Here is a 20894-nt window from a genome sequence, read left to right on the forward strand (position 1 = left end):
TTACTCCCATCATGAGCGGTCCTACAACCCCAAAAGGACAAGCCTTTTGGTTTGGGCTGTTCCCGTTTCGCTCGCCGCTACTCAGGGAATCGCGTTTGCTTTCTTCTCCTCCGGGTACTAAGATGTTTCAGTTCCCCGGGTGTGCCCTCCATGCCCTATGGATTCAGGCATGGATACTGCCCCATTACGGACAGTGGGTTCCCCCATTCGGACATCTCCGGATCCACGCTTGCTTACAGCTCCCCGGAGCGTTTCGGCGTTTGCCCCGTCCTTCATCGGCTCCTAGTGCCAAGGCATCCACCGTGCGCCCTTCCTAGCTTAACCTATCGCGCTCTCGGCTTCTTCCTTACTGTCTAGCTTCGGCTCGCCGCCGCTCGGGGTCAAATAACCTTCGCCTTCGGGATTGCGAATCCCTCCAGGCGAAGAACATTTGCCCATCGCGGCGAAACGCTCGCCTCCGCTTTTCCGGTTATCTAGTTTTCAAGGAACGATTTATTGAGAGAACAGCACTCGTTCCCTCAAAACCGAACGAAACGAAAGCGCATTTTGCATTGAATAACGACTCGTGTCTAGCTCCAGCGCCTGGCTCTCTTCTGCCAAATAACCTTCCCCCTCGGGGTGCAAGCACCCCTGCGGGTGAAGAACATTTGGCTTCGAGAGCCAAACGCGGCGCTTCCGCTTTTCTTTGTCCTTAGAAAGGAGGTGATCCAGCCGCACCTTCCGGTACGGCTACCTTGTTACGACTTCACCCCAATCACTTGCCCCACCTTCGGCGGCTGGCTCCCTTAGGGGGTTGCCTCACCGACTTCGGGTGTTGCAAGCTCTCGTGGTGTGACGGGCGGTGTGTACAAGGCCCGGGAACGTATTCACCGCGGCATGCTGATCCGCGATTACTAGCGATTCCGGCTTCATGCAGGCGAGTTGCAGCCTGCAATCCGAACTGAGAGCGGCTTTTTGGGATTCGCTCCCCCTCGCGGGTTCGCAGCCCTTTGTACCGCCCATTGTAGCACGTGTGTAGCCCAGGTCATAAGGGGCATGATGATTTGACGTCATCCCCACCTTCCTCCGACTTGTCGCCGGCAGTCCCTCTAGAGTGCCCACCCCAATGCTGGCAACTAGAGGCGAGGGTTGCGCTCGTTGCGGGACTTAACCCAACATCTCACGACACGAGCTGACGACAACCATGCACCACCTGTCACCCTGTCCCCCTCGAAGGGGGGGGAACGCCCAATCTCTTGGGTTGTCAGGGGATGTCAAGACCTGGTAAGGTTCTTCGCGTTGCTTCGAATTAAACCACATGCTCCACCGCTTGTGCGGGCCCCCGTCAATTCCTTTGAGTTTCAGCCTTGCGGCCGTACTCCCCAGGCGGAGTGCTTATCGCGTTAGCTGCAGCACTAAAGGGTGTGACCCCTCTAACACTTAGCACTCATCGTTTACGGCGTGGACTACCAGGGTATCTAATCCTGTTTGCTCCCCACGCTTTCGCGCCTCAGCGTCAGTTGCAGGCCAGAGAGCCGCCTTCGCCACTGGTGTTCCTCCACATCTCTACGCATTTCACCGCTACACGTGGAATTCCGCTCTCCTCTCCTGCACTCAAGCCCCCCAGTTTCCAATGACCCTCCACGGTTGAGCCGTGGGCTTTCACATCAGACTTAAGGGGCCGCCTGCGCGCGCTTTACGCCCAATAATTCCGGACAACGCTCGCCCCCTACGTATTACCGCGGCTGCTGGCACGTAGTTAGCCGGGGCTTCCTCGTGAGGTACCGTCACCGCGCCGCCTTCTTCAAACGGCGCTCCTTCGTCCCTCACAACAGAGCTTTACGACCCGAAGGCCTTCTTCGCTCACGCGGCGTCGCTCCGTCAGGCTTTCGCCCATTGCGGAAGATTCCCTACTGCTGCCTCCCGTAGGAGTCTGGGCCGTGTCTCAGTCCCAGTGTGGCCGGTCACCCTCTCAGGCCGGCTACGCATCGTCGCCTTGGTGAGCCGTTACCTCACCAACTAGCTAATGCGCCGCGGGCCCATCCGCAAGTGACAGCTTGCGCCGCCTTTCAACCAAAGACCATGCGGTCTTCGGTGTTATCCGGTATTAGCTCCGGTTTCCCGGAGTTATCCCGGTCTTGCGGGCAGGTTGCCCACGTGTTACTCACCCGTCCGCCGCTGACCGAACAAGAGCAAGCTCCCATTCGGTCCGCTCGACTTGCATGTATTAGGCACGCCGCCAGCGTTCGTCCTGAGCCAGGATCAAACTCTCCAAAGAAAGTTGATGGGCTTTTCGCTTCGGCCAAAGCGGCCTCAGCTTTTCACATTATCTAGCTTCGGCCGCTATCGGCTCGCGACGCTTCGTGTCCCGCTCCGGCGGCGACAGCCTCCTCGCGGGCCTCTCAGCACGTTTCGCCGATAGGCAAGCGGCCTCAGCTTTTCGTTGCGCTTCGTTTCGTTCAGTTTTCAAGGAACGAATTCAATTTCCCGCCCTCTTAAAGCGGCCTTTACATCATAGCATGTTTATTATTTGTTGTCAATAATTTTTTTATTCATCCTGTTTCGCAATGTTTTTCCGTTGCGACAGCGATTTAAAATATATCACCGTTCGATAAGGAAGTCAATAGCTTTTTTATTTTTTTCGACCTGACTGCCACACTTCCTTCAGTGATCCGGGAAAGCGGCAGTCTCTGTCACGATGGGTTCTCAACAACCTTCATCTTCCCGCCGTCTCTTTGCCGCCTTTGGAGGTCGGCGGGAAGGAACCCGTTAAAATGTTTCTCTCTGCAATACGTAATACCGTTCAAACATTGTATTTCCTTTTGTCGGCATTTCTACGACCGCCAACACTTTCCTTTCGACAAGATATTCAAGCATAATGACAAGGTCAACTGAGTAAGGCGCAAACTTCGGATGACCAATCATTTCCTCAACGCTCCAAGCCCCATTTTTTTCTTTCAACGCTTCACATAAATGGGAGGAACCTGACTCTACATAAGAGTGAATCAAAAATTCACTCGCGAGAAGCAAAAGCTCAAGCCGTTTCGGAAGCGGTTCCTCGCTTCCAACCAATTCTTCATATAGTTTATAAATCCGTCCATCCATTCGCTTGACTTGATTCCATACAGTCACTTCCGGGTAAAGGCCGTGCTCGATCACGGTCAATCGCGCCAAATGATGAAGGGCTTGCACCATATGGTTGTATGAGTCAAGCCAATGCTGGGCGGCAAACAGCGCCTTGCCATCCGTATAACGGCGAATCAGTTTGGCAAACTCGATCCCCATTTTCAACCGCCGTTCCTCGGGCGGAAATTGCTCAAGACGCTGGCGCAACTTCTGAACATAGCCGTCGCGGTCAAACACAACCTTTCCATTGAACACCCAGTCGACCGCCTTTCGATGCGACCCAAGCACAAGCCATTCATTTAACTTCCGTTCACTGACCGCATAAAGCACCGCCTTTTCCTCGTTTAATGCATACTGTCTGAGAAACATCGACTCGCCTTGCGGATCGACAATGACGAGCAACACGACATCAAACGTATCCGTCGCCGCTGCATGGCAAGTCGTTTTTTCAATCATTAAAATTCCGTGCGTACTGCAACGGCTTGCCCATTCTTGACAGATCGGATGCAACCATTCCTTCATAATCCCTTGTCCCCGTTGCAGAAAACCGGCTGACATATCAGTTGCGCAACCCCTTTCGTATGACCTCTCTACAAACGGACGGAACCCTCCTCGTCGAGTCGGTGATTTTTTCTGCAACGGTTTTTCCTCCCTTCCACCCTCATCAATGATCGAATTGCATTTTACACAAGTATTGCTGTCAGAGCGCCCATTTTGTTTTGGAAGCCGCGATTCTTGCGGCGATGAGGCCTCTCGTTTGTCACTGTCGTTCGTTATTCGACAAAAGACGACGAATTCCTTTCTTTGCAACATTGATTTTGTTGATTTCTTCTTCGCGATGGGACCCCGTTTTATGGTATAGTGGTCTATATAGGAGGGACGGTTATGGGCATCAAATATTCGAGCAAAATCAACAAAATTCGTACGTTCGCTTTGAGTTTGATTTTTATCGGCGTCATTGTCATGTATCTCGGGCTGTTTTTCCGCACGTCCCCGATCATCATGACGTTGTTTATGTTGTTTGGGATGTTGTTTCTTGTCGCCAGCAGCATTGTATACTTTTGGATCGGCACGCTCTCGACGAGAGCTGTCCAAGTCGTTTGCCCGTCTTGCGGCAAAGTGACAAAAATGCTCGGACGCGTCGATTTATGCATGTTTTGCCGCGAACCGTTGACGCTGAACCGCGAGCTTGAGGGAAAAGAGTTTGACGAAAAGTACAACAAAAAAAGAAAAAGCTGATAGCCGCTTTGTGCTATCAGCTTTTTTAATGCGAATGCGCCGGCGCCCCGCTTTTTTGACAGTCAGGGCATATTCCGTACACTTCCATGCGATGGTGGTCGACCTTAAAACCGGTGACGTGGGCGGCGAGCTGCTCGACTTCATCGAGCGCTGGATAGTGAAAATCGACAATTTTGCCGCACTCTTCACAGATGACGTGATAATGGTTGGAAGTGACGAAATCAAACCGGCTGGACGAATCGCCGTACGTCAGCTCTTTGACAAGCCCGATTTCCTTAAAGACGCGCAAGTTATTGTAGACGGTGGCTACGCTCATATTCGGGAATTTCCCTTCGAGCGCTTTGTATATTTCATCAGCCGTCGGATGGGACATCGAGCTGATCAAATACTCCAATATCGCATGACGCTGCGGCGTAATGCGTATGCCTGTCTTTTTCAACATGTCAAGCGCTTCCTTCAGTTGCTCGTTGTCAGACACCGTCATGCACCTCACTCTCTGTTCAAAGACGAAAAAAATTATCACTTTATAATATTTATAATTAGTCTACAAAGAATACATGCCATTTGTCAATATAGATGCCATTAATATATGGGCTCAGACGCCATTTTAACAAAAAAAGAGGGCGGAAATCGTTTCCGCCCCCATGAGTCATTCATTTGAGGAGGTTACTATGTATCATACGCAACATGATGTACATTGTTTGGACGCTTACCTAGATGAAGTCAATCGGGCGACTTCGGCAAGCACCTCATCGACATGCTCTTTCACTTTCACCCCGCGCCACTCTTTGGCCAACGTTCCGTCGGGAGCAATAATGAACGTCGAACGTTCGATTCCCATATACTCTTTGCCGAAGTTTTTCTTTTTCTTCCATACCCCATACAGCTCGGCCACTTCATGCCGCTCATCAGAAAGAAGCAAAAACGGCAGTTCATACTTTTCGATAAACGCTTCATGCCGCTTCATCGGGTCAGTGCTCACTCCTAAAATGACGGCGTTCAGCTCGGCGAACTGCGCATGGCGGTCGCGAAAATCGCATGCTTCGGCTGTGCACCCCGGGGTCATGTCTTTTGGATAAAAGTAAAGCACCACATACCGCCCGCGAAAATCAGACAGCGAAACCATTTTCCCGTTGCTTGCCGGCAAGGTGAAATCTGGAGCTGGATGGCCAATGGCAATTGTCATGTCGTCTCCCCCGTCTTCTTCGTTTTCTTTTAGCGTAGCGAAGACGAGGGGAAATTGCAACTCATATCAGCGATGATCCCAGTCAAACACGGTGCGCGTCACGATGACAGCGGGCATAATGTAGCCGAGCAGCGCTTCGGCAATGGCGATCCACCGCCCGACGCCAATTGGAGTAACGTCTCCGTATCCGACCGACAAAAGCGTCATGCCACTTAAATACAAGCTGTCTCCAAACAACGACAGACGATCTCCTGATGCACTACTTGCAGATGGGGTGAACACTGTATGGCCGTTCGCTTGCAAAATCATATAAATCATCGCAAAACCGAGCATCATCGTTAAATACCATTGGACAAGCACCCATAAGTTGTCGAGCGAGAGGCGGTGCGTCGCTTGCACCCGTGCTGTCCAAAGCGAGGTGATGCTGCCGAGCAATACGGCGGCAACGACGCCAAGGAAGGCGTAATCCATCGCGTTCCCCCCACATTTTTGTCCGTCGTTCATATATACGCGGACAAACGGGCGATTATGCCGACACAACCGCCGCATTCTGCTTGAATCGGCAGCACTCCTGTATCTCACCGGCTCGCCCAACCCGTTTGGCAAGCCGGCGTCCCGTCGGACGAAATCAATCGTTGCGCTTTACTGCGCAAAATAGCGCGCCAATACACCTTTTAATGTAGCAGCGCTACGGTGGAACCATTTTTTCTCATCCTCGTCAAGTTCAATTTCAATCACTTCGCGAATGCCATTTCGGTTGATAACGGCAGGCACACCGATGTAGACATCACGTTCGCCGTATGGACCGTCCAAATAAGCGGAAACGGTCAAAATGGCGTTTTCATTATGCAAAATGGCGCGCGTCACGCGGGCAAGCCCCATGGCAATCCCGTAGTACGTCGCTCCCTTTTTCTCAATAATTTGGTAGGCAGCGTCGCGCACATTGATAAAAATGCGCTCAAGCTCTTTTTGCGCTTCTTCCCCTTTGGACTCGACCAGCTTGCGGATCGGCACGCCGCCGATATCAGCCTGGCTCCAGACCGGCAGCTCAGTGTCGCCGTGTTCGCCGATCATATAGGCGTGCACGTTCGTCGGGGCGACGGCGAAATAGTCGCCCAACAAAAAGCGAAACCGCGCCGTGTCCAAAATCGTTCCGGAACCGATCACCCGCTCGTGCGGCAGGCCGCTGAACTTCCACGTCGCATACGTTAAAATGTCAACCGGGTTGGTGGCGACAAGAAACACCCCTTGAAATCCCGACGCCATGACCGATTCGACGATCGAGCGGAAAATGGTGATGTTTTTATCGACAAGATCAAGCCGCGTCTCGCCCGGTTTTTGGTTGGCGCCTGCGCAAATGACGACCAAATCGGCGTCGCGGCAGTCACGATAATCGCCATGCCAAATGTCAGCCGGCTTCGGCGCAAATACTTTCCCGTGGTTTAAGTCCATCGCATCGCCCACTGCCTTGTTTTCATTCGCATCGATCAGCACAATCTCATCAGCAATCCCTTGATTCATTAAAGCAAACGCATAGCTGGCGCCGACAAACCCGGTGCCGACGACCGCTACCCGATTTCCTCTCCCGTTTTTCATCGAGATCCACCCTTTCTTCCTCCCCTTTTTGTGAATATATTCACAATATATTTTACGAAATGAAAGGGGAACTATACAAAAAAGATTGTGTCTATTGCTTGACCATTGTTTGTCATTTTGATGGCAAACGAACAAAAGCGAGCGGGGGCGCTAGCTCCCCGTCCCGCGGTATCGTCTCACCCCAGCGTTCCAAAGCATGACCGCAATAGCGAAAAACACTAGACCGACAACCGGAGTCAAAAACGCATAACCATACCATTCCTGCTTATGAAGAAAATACGAAGCTGGATAGACACCGACGAAGGCAAACGGCAACACCCACGTTAAAATATAGCGGATGACGCGATGATAAATATCGATCGGGTAGCGTCCATAGCTGCTGATGTTGTACATCATCGGCATGATGGAGGTGCGGGCGTCGGCAAAAAAGCTGATCGTTGCCAGTGAAATGAAAATCCCCGCATAAATGAGCGCCCCGCCAATGACAAACAACAAAAAGATAAACGCATCATACCAGTGAAACGTCAGCGACAAACGGGCGCCGGCATATGCCATGACGATCAACCCAGGGATGGCGCCAAGCAACGATTCGAGCTCCATCCGCTCCAAAACAATTTGAAACAGGCTGTTTAGCGGGCGCGTCAACACGCGATCCATTTCCCCCTGCACAATATATCGTTCATTAAAATCCCAAAGGTTAAAAAAGGCGCCAAATACAGCATACGGAACAAGAAAAAAACCGTAAATAAACAAAATCTCATCGCGTGACCAGCCGTGAAGCAGCGTCGTATGGCCGAACACAACCAGCAAAAATACCAAGTTGACCGCCTGAGCCATAAAGTCAGACAGCCACTCCACGAACAAATCGGCTCGATATTGCAGCTTTGTCTTCATATATTGCGCCATGTATTGAAAAAAAACCGATACGTAAAACAACGTTTACCCCCCTTGCACAACGAGACGCTTTTTCGCCGCTCTCCATAACCATCCAATCGGGAAAAGCAATACGATGCACCACGTTGCCTGCAGAAGCAGGCCATCACGGACAGCAGCACCTTTAAAACTTTCTGTAATGATCATGCTTGGGATGTAGCTGATGGCTTGAAACGGGAAATACATCATCGCCCGCTGCGCCCAATCGGGATAAAAGGAAAGCGGCAAAATGAGTCCGGAAAACAAGTCGATGATAAACCGCTTCGCCCGCAACAACCCTTCATTTCGGAACGTAAAGAACGTCACGACCCCGGCAAGCAAGTTCAGCTCCGAAAAAATGATAAAGCTGAATAGAAGCGACAAGCCGAAAGACAGCCACGTTTTGGCGTGTCCTGGAAACTGAAGCGGCAAAAAAAGCGATACGACCAAAAGCCCAGGCAGCGATAAAAAGAAAAGGCGAAACAACCCTTCGCCAAGCCCTTGCACAGCTTTCATCCCTAAATAGCTGTACGGGCGGATGAGTTCGACCGCCACTTTTCCATCGCGGATTTCCATGGCGATTTCACGGTCAAGATTATTAAAATAAAACGCCCGCGCCAGCCACGAAATGGCGACATACGTCGTCATTTGCCCAAGCGACATCCCTTGCATCGATGATTTGCCGCCATAAATGGCTGACCAAAGAAAGTAATACGCTGCGATGTTAATGGCATAAATCAAAATGCCAGTGTAATAGTTTGTCCGGTAGGCGAGCATCATTAAAAAGCGGATGCGGACCATTTCCATATACTTATCCACGGACAGCACCTTCTTCATAAATGTTGCGGACGATTTCTTCCGTCGGCACTTCATGAATGCGAATGTCTTGCAGCGCACAACGGGCAGCCACGCGACTGACCACTTCCGGCACGCCTCCCGGCGGAACGTGCGCGACCCAAACGTTCGACTGCTCGCCTTTTTTCCAAGCTACACCCAATCCTTCGGTCAACTGCTGCAAAAAAGCGGCCGTCACCGCTTCGGCGAACGTAAAGGCGACCCGTTTTCCTTGGCCCCATCTTTCTTTCAGGCGCTCAAGCGACCCGTCGTAAATGATTTTCCCTTCATCGAGCATAATGACCCGTTCGCAAAGCGCTTCAATGTCTGACATGTCGTGCGTCGTCAGCAGAATCGTCGTGCCATACCGTTCATTCAGCTGCTTTAAAAACTGGCGGATGTTCAGCTTCACGAGCACATCAAGGCCGATCGTCGGCTCATCCAAAAACAACAGCGGCGGGTTGTGAATGAGCGCGGCGGCGAGCTCGCAACGCATCCGTTGGCCAAGCGACAGCTTGCGCACCGGCTTGTCAAGCAGCGGCCCGATCTCGAGCATCTCGATCACCTCGCCCATATGGCGGCGGTACTGTTCATCCGAGACGCGATACACTTTTTTCAGCAAGCGAAACGATTCTTGAACAGCAATATCCCACCACAGTTGCGAACGCTGGCCGAACACGACGCCGATCGTGCGCACGAATTTTTCCCGCTCTTTATGGGGATTCATCCCGTTGACGACAATGCGCCCAGACGTTGGCGTTAAAATGCCGGTCAACATTTTGATAGTGGTCGATTTTCCTGCGCCGTTTTCGCCGATATAACCGACGATTTCCCCTTGCTTGACGGCAAACGAAATGTCATCAACCGCTCGAACGAGCGTATAACGGCGCGTCCATAAATCGCGAAACGCTCCGACAAGTCCGGAGCGGCTTATGTGCACTTTAAATTCTTTGCGCAAATGTTCTACTTCAATCGCGTTCATCGTTCTCCTCCTGACCTCTCCTTGGCGTCGAACGGAAAAGACGGCTTGCGCCCTTCTCCTATGTTGCATTATACATGAATCGCCGCCATTTGCATCTTTTTTGTTTTCCAGCCTGTTGACGCCGTTGCGCCAGCCGCCGCCCTGCGTTCATCTTCCATCAACGCCCACTCGCCGATCGACCGTCGTCATATAGACGGAAACAAACGATTTCTTGCCGGATTTTTTCAGCCGACACTCCCTTACACCTACTACAGCATTGAAGTTTGATTCTCGTCGGTTTACTATAGAAAGAGGCAGTCAACGGAAACAGGAGGATCAAGCCATGCAATGGACCAAATCAGAACAATTATACGAAGAAGCGCTCCAGCACATCGTCGGTGGAGTGAACAGCCCGTCCCGCTCATACAAAGCGGTCGGCGGCGGTGCGCCGGTCGTGATGGAGCGGGCGCAAGGGGCGTATTTTTGGGATGTGGACGGAAACAAGTACATCGACTATTTGGCCGCTTACGGACCGATCATCGCCGGGCACGCTCATCCGCACATCGCGGAAGCCATTCGGCGGGCGGCCGAGACCGGTGTGTTGTACGGCACGCCGACGCCGCATGAGATTACATTCGCCAAAATGTTAAAAGAGGCGATTCCGTCGCTCGAAAAAGTGCGGTTTGTCAATTCGGGGACGGAAGCGGTGATGACGACGATCCGCGTCGCCCGCGCCTACACCGGCCGAAGCAAAATCGTCAAATTCGAAGGCTGCTACCATGGCCATTCCGACCTCGTGCTTGTCGCCGCCGGTTCGGGCCCATCGACATTGGGGACGCCGGACTCAGCCGGCGTGCCGCCGAGCATCGCTCAAGAGGTCATTACCGTGCCATACAATGATGTCGAATCGTTCCGCGAAGCGATGAACGTTTGGGGCGAGCAAGTCGCAGCTGTCCTCGTCGAGCCGATCGTCGGCAACTTCGGCATCGTCTTGCCAAGACCGGGCTTTTTAGAAGCGATCAATGAAATCGCACACAAGGCAGGGGCGCTCGTCATTTACGACGAAGTGATCACCGCCTTCCGCTTTATGTACGGCGGGGCGCAAAACTTGCTCGGCGTGGAACCCGATTTGACCGCGATGGGGAAAATCATCGGCGGCGGCTTGCCGATCGGGGCGTACGGCGGACGCCAAGACATTATGGAACAAGTCGCTCCGCTCGGACCGGCGTACCAGGCCGGAACGATGGCCGGCAATCCGGCGTCGATGCTCGCTGGCATCGCCTGCCTTGAAGTGTTGAAACAAGAGGGCGTGTATGAGCATCTCGACCGATTGGGAGCGATGCTGGAAGAAGGCATCCTTGCCCACGCCCGCCAATGCGGCCTTCCGGTGACCGTCAACCGCTTAAAAGGCGCGCTCACCGTTTTCTTCACTGACGAAAAAGTGGAAAACTACAAGCAAGCCCAGCGCAGCGACGGCGAGTTGTTTGCAAAATTTTTCAAGCTCATGCTCAAACAAGGGATCAATCTCGCGCCGTCGAAATACGAGGCATGGTTTATCACCCTCGCCCATACGGAAGACGACATCGCCTACACGATCGACGCGGTCGGCAAGGCGTTCCGGCAGCTTTGAGCAACGGAAATGCCAAAACCAGCTTCTCTTTTCGATCTCTGTGCATATTCGTTCATGAGAGAAGGTGTCCCCGCCTGTTTGGGACGCCTTCCGTTTTTGTCGGGCGCTGCGGGAAGTTTTTTGTTTCTCCCCTCAAAAAATAGAGCAAGGTTTTCAATTGTTGGCCGCTGTTCGTTCCATATTCTCCCCTGTTTCCATTTCTCCACAAACACCATGGCTTCTCTATGCGTTCGCCATTGTTGACAATTTTGTGAACAAGATGTCTCCCGGGAGAAGGACGATTGATTTCTTGCAGCCCGCATGATATGATAAACAACAAATTCTGAAAATTGAGACTGTAATTTCTCGACCAGCTAGGCAAATGAGAGGAGGTGTCCGGCGCCGCAGGGAGAATCTCTCCCGGCCGCGCCTATCATATAATGGAACAGCAGACACATCATCGACAAAGCGCAATAGAACAAAACCGCGTTTTCCTATGGACGGCGGTCGAAAAACAAAACGTTCCGTCAAGCGACCACGCCCGGGCCGCTGTTGAAGCGCTGAAGCGGTGGAACGAAATGGCTCGCCCTCATCCAGCCGAAGCAACCGCCGTCATCCAGTTCGACATTCCGCGCAAATTATGGATGGACAAACTCGCCAACGCCGGACAAAACCCGGAAATTGCCACGAACGACCACTTCACCGTCGGCCATGTATACATTTCCCGTTCTGCCGACGCCGTGCCGATTTGCGCCCATCTTCGCCAGCTGGTGAAACAGTTTGGCTTCATGCTTCTTTTTGAATCAACCCGGCCGACTTCGGATGAGAGCGTTTTGTTTTGGCAAATCGCCATGTTGCCGAGCGACGTGTTTTCGTTGTCCGACCGCTTGTTTCGTTTGGCGGCGGCGATGGAGCGCATCACTCATGTTCGCGTCGCCTCGCTCAGCCACGTCCATGTCATCTATGAATCGGCCGCACGAAATGGACTGCTTGGCGAACCGGATTTGTCCCATCCGTTTCTCGCTTCGGCCTCCACGTTCGCCTACATTGGCCGTGCAGGCGCGCCTCTTCGCTATACGCGGCTCGGCTCAGCCGGCCTGCTTGTCCATAGCGCGGAAACGCCAGCTCCGCTCATCGAGCCGCTCGTTTATGACCATGGGTACAGCTTGCTTGAAGCAGCCAGACTCACTTTCATGCCTTCTGAAGCGAAGCAACAGCCAAAACAAAAATACAGTTTGTTTGTCGCCAGTTTCGATCACGAAGCGATATGGATGACGAATGCAGCCGATACGCTTTGGAAAACAGACAGTTCAGCGCGCATCGTGATCGCCACTGAGCCATACGGCGACGCGGCCCAGCCGCTCGCTGCCGGCCAACCGCTCGCGCTTACCCGCTCCGTAGGCGGTCAACCGAAATGGCTCGACGCCCTCCGACTCGAGCGCGAAGTGAGCGTTCGCCTCCCCAACCGCCGCACCGTTCATGTGCCGACTGCTTTTTGATTCCCCACGCCCCGCTAGAAAGGCGGGGCGTTATATTTTTCTCTTGCGCACATAGGATGAAACTGTGTATAGTACTGAATGGTCCACCAAAACATAAAGGAGAGTTTTGATATAGATGAAGCTCGGTGCCCGCATTTTAAAAACGGGGATCGCGGTAGCGCTCGCCTTGTTTTTAGCGGCGCTCTTTCAGTTTCCATCACCCTCGTTCGCCGGCATTTCCGCTGTGTTTGCCATGCAGCCGACCATTTACCGCTCGTATTTATCGCTGATCGAGCAAGTACAGGCAAACGTGATCGGCGCCTTGTTCGCCATTGCCGCTGTCCTCATCCTTGGACGCGATCCGTTGATCGTCGGCTTGACGCTGATGATCGTCATCGCCATTTGCCTGAAAATGCGCCTGGAATCATCGACAATTTCCGTAGCGCTGGTCACGGTCATCGCGATTATGGAATATACAGATCGCCAGTTTATCGAATTTGCGACCGTCCGCTTTTTAACGATAATGCTTGGCATTTTCGCCGCCTTTATCGTCAATTTAATTTTTTTGCCGCCCAAATACGAAAAAAAGTTATATGAAAAAATCAGCGAAGAAACAGAGGCCATTGTAAAATGGATCCGCCTGCATAAACAACAAGCGGCCGACTATCATCATCTGAAAGAAGAAATTGAGGCGCGGCATGAAGAGATGACAAAGCTCGAACACTTATATTTTATGTACAAAGAGGAGCGCACGTATTTCCGGCGCCAGCGCTTCCAAAAATCGCGCAAGCTCGTGTTGTATCGACAAATGATCGCCGCGGCTGATCGGGCGCTGTCGGTATTAAAATGGTTGCATCGTCTTGAAAATGAGTTCAGCCGTCTGCCCGCCGAGCTCCGCCAAGCCGTCTGCGCGCATCTTGGCTGCTTGCTTGATTATCATGAACAGCTATTGTTGAAATTTATTCATAAAACAAAACCGCTCCCTCATAGCGAAAGAATGGTAGAAATCCACCGCCAGCGCGAGCGGCTCGCTTCCGCCTTTTATGCGGACGGCCAGCCGCCGGCCGATTACCGGTTGTTTTCTTTGATTGGAGCGATCATTGATTATGGGGATCGTCTGGAACATTTGGATAAACTGATTGACAGCTTCCATCATTACCATTTCGACGACAAGCTGGAGAAAGAGCTCGAAAAGTCAGCAGGCGGCCGCTCGTAGCGGACCGCCTGCTTCAGTTTTTCATCCGGGGATCCAGCACTCCCCCGCTTCGCCATCAACTCCTCATACGTGCCGCTTTCGGCAAAAAAGCAGAAAAAACCTGCCAGCGTTGCCGAACAGGCTTTTTTCATGCCGCTTATTTATGTCTGGTACGCCTGAAACACTCCGTACCATTTGTCGATGAACTCGGGCGCAAACGGCCCTTTCCGCTCCTTGATCCAGCCGATGAGCTTCTGCACGTTATTTTTTAAAATGCGGTCGATCACATCAGGATAGTGCATTTCGCGGCGGTGCCGCTCATACTCGTCTTCATCAAGCAGCATGTACGTCATATCCGGGAACACTTTAATATCCAAATCATAATCGATATACTTGAGCGCCTCTTCATCCCAAACGAACGGCGAGCTTAAATTGCAATAGTAGTACACCCCGTCCTCACGAATCATGGCGATAATGTTAAACCAATGCTTGGCATGAAAAAAACAAATCGCCGGTTCGCGCGTCACCCACGTCCGGCCGTCTGCTTCCATGACGAGCGTTTTGTCGTTGCCTCCAATCACATACGATGGCGTCCCTTTTAATACGACCGTTTCCTGCCAAATACGATGAATCGTCCCATTATGTTTGTAGCTATGGATTTGAATGATTTTCCCTTCCCGAGGGTATGCTGGCATCATTCTTCCCTACTTTCCGATGGGAGCTTCTTCTTCAATATTATACCCTGTTCCTTTCGCAAATGGAAAGCAAAGCAGGCCGCCTTGCCGAAGCAACAGCAACCAAGCAGTGCAGAGGCGAATGCCGAGGGCTCATGCGTCGGAAGGCATCCACCCCAACAATACGCGGCGAACGGCTTCCACTTGCCGCTTCATTTGCCGCACTTCCTCGCGCAAGGCATCCGTCGGCGCTTCGCGTTCGAGTTCATCGAGCTGGCGGACGATCTCTTCGCAGCGCTCCATTTCATGCCGCCAAAACAGCGCTTCGTCGTTCGCATCGGTCCGTGCGCATCCCATCATGCCCATCCCGCTTCTCCTTCCCCTTTGTCGTATCGTTTTTTTATCATTTCGCGACTTCGGCCTTCCATTCCTTTCACGAATCTTGCCAAACAACGAGAGATTTTGTCGTTGAACGCTTTCCCACCTGTGCAAACGCTGAGAAGTGGGAGATTCTTGGGGATTCTTGCCTAACGGCAGGCTGTTGACCAAGCCATCCCCATGCGCCCCACGGTTCCGCTGTCCTCACTTACGTTGATCGCATTGAAGTGGGAGACTTCTCGGTTAGGGATGATAAAAAAGCAGAGGCGTATTGCCCCTGCTTTTGTCTTCCATATTCGGCCTGTCGCCTGCGCTCTTCCGGCAGCGTGCGTTGCCTAGCGATCAACAGGCGCCAACTCTCGATGATCAGTCGTTATTGATTGACGTTTTGCGCTTTGCGGGCTTCCGCTTGCGCATTTTGTTGTTTTACATGTTGAACGTCCGTCTCAGCAGCAAATTCCGTCGCAAATTGGCCGGCTTGAGCGGCTTGAGCCGATTGGGCATTTTGTTGTCTTACTTCTTGAATGTTCGTGCCAGCTGCTGTTTTGTTCGGTTGTTTGGCCATTGTTCTCACCTCCACGTGCTTTTACTATGCCCCGGAGGTGATCATTCTATCCGCTGACGTTACAAAAGTAAAGATCTTCCACCATCGACAATGATCGTCTGGCCGCGAATCATCGCAACCGCATCTGACAATAAAAACATCACGGCATTGACGATATCATCCGGCTTGACCGGGCGGCCGGCCGGCGTGTTCGCCGCAGCGTCAGCGAGCAGTTGTTCACGATTCGGGAAATGTTTCAGCGCATCTGTATCGACCGCCCCGCCGGAAACAGCGTTGACGGCGATGTTTTTCGGCGCCAGCTCGACAGCCAAGTAGCGGGTTAACGCCTCAAGCGCCGCCTTCGAGACGCCGACCGCCGTATAGTTTTCCAAATAGCGGATCGACCCGAGCGAGCTGATGCTCACAATTTTCCCGCCGCCGACCCGCTCCATTCTTTTGGCCGCTTCCTGGGCGCAAAACAAAAGCGCTTTGCTGTTGATGTTCATCGTCCAGTTCCAATGCGTTTCCTCAAGCTCCATCGCCGGGCGCAAGACGCCGGATGCGGCGTTATTCACGAGCACATCGACCCGCCCAAACACTTCATCAATCTGGGCAAACATGGCGCGAATTTTCTCGACATCGCCAACGTTCGCTTTGACGACGAGCGCTTTTCTCCCGAGCGCTTCAATTTCACGCGCCGTTTCTTCGGCCGCTGCTTTGCTCCGGGCGTAGTTGACGACAATATCATATCCTTCCTTGGCCAACCGCAAGGCAATGACCTTGCCGATGCCGCGGCTGCTTCCAGTTACAACCGCCACTTTTCCGCTCATGTTTTTCCGCTCCTTTACACATAATATAGCCGAATTTCGCAAACGAGGGAGGCGCAACGTATGTATGTCGGTCGCGATATGACCGAGCTGTCGATGATTCCGAAAACGGAATGGACCGATGACGAGCTCGCTTATTTTCATCATTCGTTTCAACAAATCGCCCCGTATTTAAACGTCGAAGGGCAGACGATCCACCGCGAAATCATCGAGGAAATCGAAGCGCGCGGCGGCCTTGGACGCCGCGAAGCAACGTATACACATGGCACGATGCCGGTGCCTGATTAATGCAGGCGGCGCGCTTCGCCTGCGTGTTCTTTATATTCGCGCCAAATGCGTTGGTGGGACACTGGGAAAGCGTATGCCTCAATCTCATCTTCCGGCACAAGCCGAAGCGGCTCTTCGATCGGCCCACTATAGATTAGGCGGCCGGGAAATACGGCCAACTGCCAGACTAAATGGGAAAAGACATGGTCAAACGAGGCAATTGGTTCTGAAAGCTCGGTTTGCAAACCGTATTGCTCCCGGAACATTTGCTCGAGCTTTTCTTTCCCGCCTTCGCCGCCCGTTTCGCAGCTTGGGAACTCCCATAAGTTCGCAAGCAAGCCGGTGCTGTTGCGCTTGCGGATGAGAATGCGGCCTTCATGGTCGGCGAGCACCGCGACCGCAAGCGGCACTTGCTTGACCGCTGTTTTTTTCGTTTTCACCGGCAGCTCTTCCGCCACCCCTTCAGCAAACGCCCGGCAATAGGCTTGCACCGGGCAAAGAAGGCATGACGGACGGCGGGGCGTGCAAACAAGGGCGCCGAGCTCAATCAGCGCTTCGTTAAATGCTCCCGGGTTTTCGTACGCCATAATTTCGCGGACGATTTGTTCAAATCGTTTTCTCGTCGACGGTTTGGCAATATCGTCTGTCACGAGAAACAGACGCGACAAGACGCGCATCACGTTGCCGTCAACAGCCGGCTCCGGCACACCGTAAGCAAGGCTCAACACCGCCCCGACCGTATACGGTCCGACCCCTTTCAGTTTGGAAAATTCGTCTGGGTTATCCGGCACTTTGCCGCCATAGTGCTCCTTTACTTCTTTCACCGCCGCGTGCAAGTTGCGCACGCGCGAGTAATAGCCGAGTCCTTCCCACGCCTTCAGCACCTCGTCCTCATCAGCCTCAGCGAGCGCCTCCAACGTTGGAAACTGCTCGATAAACTTTTCAAAATACGGAACGACTGTCTCGACGCGCGTCTGCTGCAGCATCACTTCCGACACCCACACTTTATACGGGTCGCGGTCTTTTCGCCATGGAAGATCGCGGCGCTCGCGGGCGAACCAATCAAGCAAATCACGCTGAAATTCGCGCGCCGGAAATCGCTCGGTTTCTCTTTTCATTCACCGTTTCCCCCATGATGCCTATTGTCCACCTCATTATATCAAAAAACCCCCGGCATGGCTTGCAACATGCCGAGGGGAACGAACGGAAATCGTTTTCAACTTTCTTTAGCCGCAGAAACATAGGCGATTTGTTCATGTTGAGCGCGCAGTCGGCGAATATCGACGCGGACGAGCAAAGATATGATGAAGGCGATGACAAACAATCCACCAAAAAAGGCCAAGCTCCCTTCGTAAGAACCGGTCGTGTCTTTGATATACGCGGCAAACATCGGTCCAACGAGACCAGCTGCGGCCCAAGCGGTCAAAATATAGCCGTGGATCGCGCCAAGTTGCTTCGTGCCAAACAAATCGCCGATATACGCCGGAATACAGGCAAATCCGCCGCCATAACACGTGTAGACAATCGTCAACATAATGATAAACAGCCATTTGATGGACACGTTCGGCAACAGGAAGAAAATCAAAATTTGCAAAACGAAAAACGTCGTGTACGTATTTGGCCGTCCAATATAGTCGGAAGCCGACGCCCAACCGATGCGCCCTAACCCGTTAAACACCCCGATGGCGCCAACCAGTGCCGCCGCTGCCGTTTGGCTGATGCCGATGCTTTCCACAGCCAACGGTTTCGCCACTGCTAAAACGGCAATGCCGCAAGTCACGTTAATAAACAACATGAACCATAAATACCAAAACCGTCTTGTTTTGACGGCCTCATTGGCTGTCAGTTGCGCCAAATCAAGCGAAGGCTTCGCTTTCCCTTCTTTCACTTTTTCCTTAAATCCTTCCGGCAGCCATCCCTCTGGCGGCTTTTCTAAATAAAGAGAGGATAACGTCATAATAACAAAATACGTAATGCCTAAAATGAAAAACGTATTTTGAACGCCGACGGAGGCAATCAAACTGTTCATCACCGGACTCGCAATCGCCGCGGCAAACCCGAACCCCATAATCGCCAGCCCCGTAGCCAAACCACGGCGGTCCGGAAACCATTTGACGAGCGTCGACACCGGCGCAATGTATCCGACGCCGAGGCCGATTCCCCCCAGCACGCCGTAAAACAAGTACAGAAGATATTTCGATCCAAGCGCAACAGCCAGTCCGGAACCGGTCACCCCGAGGCCAAAAAAGATGGCGGCCAACAGCCCAGATTTCCGCGGCCCATGCTTTTCAACAAAATGACCGAGGAAAGCAGCCGACAATCCTAAAAACAAGATCGCAATGCTGAACGTGAGCGCTACTTCTTGGTCCGACCAGCCAAACAATTGTTTTAACGGATTGGTAAAATTGCTCCACGCATAAACAGACCCAATCGAAATATGAATGCCAACAGCGGATAAAGCAATGAGCCAACGGTTTTTCACGACCTCTCCTCCCCTTTCATCCGATTATGATTCGTCTCTCATGCGTATACACGTTAAACGCCTGCCCGCGCAAAAAGCCAACCACTGTTATGCCGAGCTCATCCGCCAAATCCAACGCCAGCGTCGTCGGCGCCGATTTCGAGAGCAGGACGCTCACGCCCATTTTCGCCGCCTTCAAGAGCACTTCCGATGAGACGCGGCCGCTGAACACGACGAGCTTATCTTTCATCGCAACTTGATGGCGCAGGCAATAGCCGTACAGTTTATCGAGCGCATTGTGGCGTCCGATGTCAGAGCGGGCAACGACCATCCCATCCGGCGTGGCGAGCGCGGCGTTATGAAGGCCGCCGGTCGCCGCAAAGTCCGTCGACTGCTCGTGCAACGCTTCCATAAGGCGAATGCAGTCGTCCGCCTTCACGGCAATGCCGCCGACAATCGTTTTCGCTGTCTTCATGTCATTGTAAAAATAAAACTGACGACTTTTTCCACAACAGGAGCCGATGAACCGCTTCGCGTAAAACTGCTTGGCCGGAAGACCACCTGAAGCGAGTTCCACATAGGCGAACCCCCGCTCCCCGTCGATCGTCATCGCCTTAATGTCACTATACGTGCGAATCGCCCCCTCAGACGCCAAAAAACCGATGACAAGTTCGTCGAGATGCGCGGGCGTGCAAACAATCGTCGCGAACTCCTCGCCGTTGACCGTTATCGTCAACGGAAACTCGAGCGCGATCTCATCTTCTTCCTCAACAAAGCGCCCGTTCCGGTATTTTATAATCGGCCGCCTTTTCGCCGCAAACCCGCTCACCCATTTTCCCTCCCTTCCATATCAAAATAAAACCGCCGCCTTCCGGACAAGAGGACAAACTCACCCCTGTCAGCGAAAAGCGGCGGTAGTTTGCGCCCAGCACTTCTGCAGCGAAACCAACGCACATCCGTTTCCGAAACCTGCCTGCCAAGCGGCAAAGCCGTTTAGCCGGCAAGGCTTCTCCTATTTCCATGTTGCTAACATTCATAAGCATACCATGAACCGCCACAAAACACAACGGTTTCCGTTCACAAATTTGTCACAATTCAATCGGTTTTTCGAAAACGAAAACGGAAACCGCCATATCTTCTTCCACTTTAATGTCACTGAACAAATAAAGAAGCTTCGAACCGACAAGCTCTTCCATGCCGTCCGGCACATGCTGGGCGTACACGTCTTGAATCATTTTCGTTCTCGCGGCGTGCACCATATCCCGCCCTTCCGGCGTGCGGGCGATAAATTTTTCCGTCGGCGTCAAATTGCCGTGCAAAATGGTGATCGCCAAGTTGTCGACAAAGTACGTTTTGATCCGCTCCGGCCCTTTGCCAAACAGCTGTTTGCGCACTTTGCGCACAATATCGTTGAAAGCGGCTTCTTTTTTTGACATTCTCATCCCTCCTTCTGCGGTCAGCAGAAAAACTTCCGACCAATCCGTTGTGTTCTTCGTTTCGCCATACTATAATAAACTATAGCAAATGTATACATAGTGGAAAAATAATAAGGCAGGACGACGCCTTGTTATTTTTCTACGATTCCAGCAAACATTGGATTGGTTGTTTAGCATCGCTATGCTAAAGAA

General features: G+C 52.4%; 21 protein-coding genes and 2 rRNA genes. 5 read left to right on the forward strand and 18 right to left on the reverse strand.

The window, feature by feature from the left end; all coding sequences use genetic code 11:
- The 3 genes from GJ1_RS18845 to GJ1_RS07860 form a co-directional block, all read right to left on the reverse strand.
- A 23S ribosomal RNA gene (locus tag GJ1_RS18845) occupies positions 1-324 on the reverse strand; the annotation flags it as partial.
- A gap of 371 nt (positions 325-695) precedes the next feature.
- Positions 696-2257, reverse strand: a 16S ribosomal RNA gene (locus GJ1_RS07855).
- Between the two features lie 491 nt (positions 2258-2748).
- Positions 2749-3627 (reverse strand): nucleotidyltransferase-like protein, encoded by an 879-nt coding sequence (locus GJ1_RS07860; RefSeq protein WP_066230940.1) that lies wholly within the window; start codon positions 3625-3627, stop codon positions 2749-2751.
- Positions 3628-3990: 363 nt separating this feature from the next.
- On the opposite strand from GJ1_RS07860, the gene GJ1_RS07865 reads away from it, so the two are divergent.
- Complete coding sequence (locus tag GJ1_RS07865; RefSeq protein ID WP_066230827.1) at positions 3991-4344, forward strand: YgzB family protein; 354 nt, start codon at positions 3991-3993, stop codon at positions 4342-4344.
- A gap of 25 nt (positions 4345-4369) precedes the next feature.
- On the opposite strand, the gene perR is transcribed toward GJ1_RS07865, so the two are convergent.
- The 7 genes from perR to GJ1_RS07900 form a co-directional block, all read right to left on the reverse strand.
- Entirely contained in the window at positions 4370-4828 is a 459-nt protein-coding gene (perR, locus tag GJ1_RS07870) for a peroxide-responsive transcriptional repressor PerR (protein WP_025949133.1), read from the reverse strand.
- Positions 4829-5053: 225 nt separating this feature from the next.
- A complete protein-coding gene (gene bcp, locus GJ1_RS07875; protein ID WP_066230829.1) occupies positions 5054-5530 on the reverse strand; it encodes a thioredoxin-dependent thiol peroxidase in 477 nt (158 codons plus the stop codon).
- Between the two features lie 66 nt (positions 5531-5596).
- Positions 5597-6001 carry a potassium channel family protein gene (locus GJ1_RS07880; protein ID WP_066230832.1) on the reverse strand — a complete coding sequence of 135 codons (405 nt, stop codon included), beginning with the start codon at positions 5999-6001 and terminating at the stop codon, positions 5597-5599.
- Between the two features lie 171 nt (positions 6002-6172).
- Positions 6173-7126, reverse strand: a complete 954-nt coding sequence (locus GJ1_RS07885; RefSeq protein WP_066230834.1) for an L-lactate dehydrogenase — start codon at positions 7124-7126, stop codon at positions 6173-6175.
- A gap of 150 nt (positions 7127-7276) precedes the next feature.
- On the reverse strand, positions 7277-8062 hold the full coding sequence (locus tag GJ1_RS07890) for an ABC transporter permease (RefSeq protein WP_066230837.1): 786 nt from the start codon (positions 8060-8062) through the stop codon (positions 7277-7279).
- A gap of 3 nt (positions 8063-8065) precedes the next feature.
- Positions 8066-8857 (reverse strand): ABC transporter permease, encoded by a 792-nt coding sequence (locus tag GJ1_RS07895; protein ID WP_066230840.1) that lies wholly within the window; start codon positions 8855-8857, stop codon positions 8066-8068.
- The gene (locus GJ1_RS07900) at positions 8850-9854 is read right to left on the reverse strand and encodes an ABC transporter ATP-binding protein (RefSeq protein ID WP_066230844.1); all 1005 of its coding nucleotides are present in this window, start codon (positions 9852-9854) and stop codon (positions 8850-8852) included. The genes GJ1_RS07895 and GJ1_RS07900 overlap by 8 nt, the downstream gene beginning before the upstream one ends.
- 322 nt (positions 9855-10176) lie before the next feature.
- On the opposite strand from GJ1_RS07900, the gene GJ1_RS07905 reads away from it, so the two are divergent.
- The 3 genes from GJ1_RS07905 (at position 10177) to GJ1_RS07915 (ending at position 14136) form a co-directional block, all read left to right on the forward strand.
- Positions 10177-11463 carry a glutamate-1-semialdehyde 2,1-aminomutase gene (locus tag GJ1_RS07905; RefSeq protein WP_066230846.1) on the forward strand — a complete coding sequence of 429 codons (1287 nt, stop codon included), beginning with the start codon at positions 10177-10179 and terminating at the stop codon, positions 11461-11463.
- Positions 11464-11882: 419 nt separating this feature from the next.
- Positions 11883-12941, forward strand: coding sequence for a glutamate synthase (locus GJ1_RS07910; RefSeq protein WP_245629361.1), 1059 nt, complete (start codon positions 11883-11885; stop codon positions 12939-12941).
- A 115-nt stretch (positions 12942-13056) separates the two neighbouring features.
- Positions 13057-14136, forward strand: coding sequence for an FUSC family protein (locus GJ1_RS07915; RefSeq protein WP_066230852.1), 1080 nt, complete (start codon positions 13057-13059; stop codon positions 14134-14136).
- A gap of 140 nt (positions 14137-14276) precedes the next feature.
- Here the strand turns inward: GJ1_RS07915 and ntdP are convergent, their stop codons facing one another.
- The 4 genes from ntdP to fabL all read right to left on the reverse strand — a co-directional run bounded on the left by ntdP (position 14277) and on the right by fabL (position 16541).
- Positions 14277-14810, reverse strand: coding sequence for a nucleoside tri-diphosphate phosphatase (gene ntdP, locus GJ1_RS07920; RefSeq protein ID WP_066230856.1), 534 nt, complete (start codon positions 14808-14810; stop codon positions 14277-14279).
- A 132-nt stretch (positions 14811-14942) separates the two neighbouring features.
- A complete protein-coding gene (locus tag GJ1_RS07925; RefSeq protein WP_245629362.1) occupies positions 14943-15155 on the reverse strand; it encodes a YgaB family protein in 213 nt (70 codons plus the stop codon).
- A 385-nt stretch (positions 15156-15540) separates the two neighbouring features.
- A complete protein-coding gene (locus GJ1_RS07930; protein WP_031405617.1) occupies positions 15541-15732 on the reverse strand; it encodes a gamma-type small acid-soluble spore protein in 192 nt (63 codons plus the stop codon).
- A gap of 59 nt (positions 15733-15791) precedes the next feature.
- Positions 15792-16541, reverse strand: coding sequence for an enoyl-[acyl-carrier-protein] reductase FabL (fabL, locus tag GJ1_RS07935; RefSeq protein ID WP_066230858.1), 750 nt, complete (start codon positions 16539-16541; stop codon positions 15792-15794).
- 60 nt (positions 16542-16601) lie between these two features.
- On the opposite strand from fabL, the gene yfhS reads away from it, so the two are divergent.
- Positions 16602-16826 carry a mother cell protein YfhS gene (gene yfhS / locus GJ1_RS07940; RefSeq protein ID WP_011229968.1) on the forward strand — a complete coding sequence of 75 codons (225 nt, stop codon included), beginning with the start codon at positions 16602-16604 and terminating at the stop codon, positions 16824-16826.
- On the opposite strand, the gene mutY is transcribed toward yfhS, so the two are convergent.
- From mutY to GJ1_RS07960, 4 genes are all read right to left on the reverse strand, one after another.
- Positions 16823-17923, reverse strand: coding sequence for an A/G-specific adenine glycosylase (mutY, locus tag GJ1_RS07945; RefSeq protein ID WP_066230861.1), 1101 nt, complete (start codon positions 17921-17923; stop codon positions 16823-16825). The two genes, yfhS and mutY, sit on opposite strands and share 4 nt — an antisense overlap.
- Positions 17924-18021: 98 nt before the next feature.
- The gene (locus GJ1_RS07950) at positions 18022-19287 is read right to left on the reverse strand and encodes an L-lactate MFS transporter (protein WP_066230864.1); all 1266 of its coding nucleotides are present in this window, start codon (positions 19285-19287) and stop codon (positions 18022-18024) included.
- A 16-nt stretch (positions 19288-19303) separates the two neighbouring features.
- Entirely contained in the window at positions 19304-20095 is a 792-nt protein-coding gene (gene fdhD / locus GJ1_RS07955) for a formate dehydrogenase accessory sulfurtransferase FdhD (protein ID WP_066230867.1), read from the reverse strand.
- 259 nt (positions 20096-20354) lie between these two features.
- On the reverse strand, positions 20355-20702 hold the full coding sequence (locus tag GJ1_RS07960; protein WP_013146316.1) for a Na-translocating system protein MpsC family protein: 348 nt from the start codon (positions 20700-20702) through the stop codon (positions 20355-20357).
- Positions 20703-20894: the final 192 nt, after the last annotated feature.

Source organism: Geobacillus jurassicus NBRC 107829 (assembly GCF_001544315.1).
Lineage (GTDB): Bacteria > Bacillota > Bacilli > Bacillales > Anoxybacillaceae > Geobacillus > Geobacillus jurassicus.

Bases quoted from the DNA above. Each gene is read 5' to 3' on its own strand.
- GJ1_RS07930 (WP_031405617.1), bottom strand. From the start codon at position 15,732: ATGGCCAAACAACCGAACAAAACAGCAGCTGGCACGAACATTCAAGAA.
- GJ1_RS07865 (WP_066230827.1), top strand. From the start codon at position 3,991: ATGGGCATCAAATATTCGAGCAAAATCAACAAAATTCGTACGTTCGCT.
- GJ1_RS07860 (WP_066230940.1), bottom strand. From the start codon at position 3,627: ATGAAGGAATGGTTGCATCCGATCTGTCAAGAATGGGCAAGCCGTTGC.
- perR (WP_025949133.1), bottom strand. From the start codon at position 4,828: ATGACGGTGTCTGACAACGAGCAACTGAAGGAAGCGCTTGACATGTTG.
- GJ1_RS07900 (WP_066230844.1), bottom strand. From the start codon at position 9,854: ATGAACGCGATTGAAGTAGAACATTTGCGCAAAGAATTTAAAGTGCAC.
- GJ1_RS07910 (WP_245629361.1), top strand. From the start codon at position 11,883: ATGGAACAGCAGACACATCATCGACAAAGCGCAATAGAACAAAACCGC.
- GJ1_RS07905 (WP_066230846.1), top strand. From the start codon at position 10,177: ATGCAATGGACCAAATCAGAACAATTATACGAAGAAGCGCTCCAGCAC.
- GJ1_RS07885 (WP_066230834.1), bottom strand. From the start codon at position 7,126: ATGAAAAACGGGAGAGGAAATCGGGTAGCGGTCGTCGGCACCGGGTTT.
- GJ1_RS07915 (WP_066230852.1), top strand. From the start codon at position 13,057: ATGAAGCTCGGTGCCCGCATTTTAAAAACGGGGATCGCGGTAGCGCTC.
- yfhS (WP_011229968.1), top strand. From the start codon at position 16,602: ATGTATGTCGGTCGCGATATGACCGAGCTGTCGATGATTCCGAAAACG.
- fabL (WP_066230858.1), bottom strand. From the start codon at position 16,541: ATGAGCGGAAAAGTGGCGGTTGTAACTGGAAGCAGCCGCGGCATCGGC.
- bcp (WP_066230829.1), bottom strand. From the start codon at position 5,530: ATGACAATTGCCATTGGCCATCCAGCTCCAGATTTCACCTTGCCGGCA.
- ntdP (WP_066230856.1), bottom strand. From the start codon at position 14,810: ATGCCAGCATACCCTCGGGAAGGGAAAATCATTCAAATCCATAGCTAC.
- GJ1_RS07880 (WP_066230832.1), bottom strand. From the start codon at position 6,001: ATGGATTACGCCTTCCTTGGCGTCGTTGCCGCCGTATTGCTCGGCAGC.
- GJ1_RS07925 (WP_245629362.1), bottom strand. From the start codon at position 15,155: ATGGGCATGATGGGATGCGCACGGACCGATGCGAACGACGAAGCGCTG.
- GJ1_RS07960 (WP_013146316.1), bottom strand. From the start codon at position 20,702: ATGTCAAAAAAAGAAGCCGCTTTCAACGATATTGTGCGCAAAGTGCGC.
- mutY (WP_066230861.1), bottom strand. From the start codon at position 17,923: ATGAAAAGAGAAACCGAGCGATTTCCGGCGCGCGAATTTCAGCGTGAT.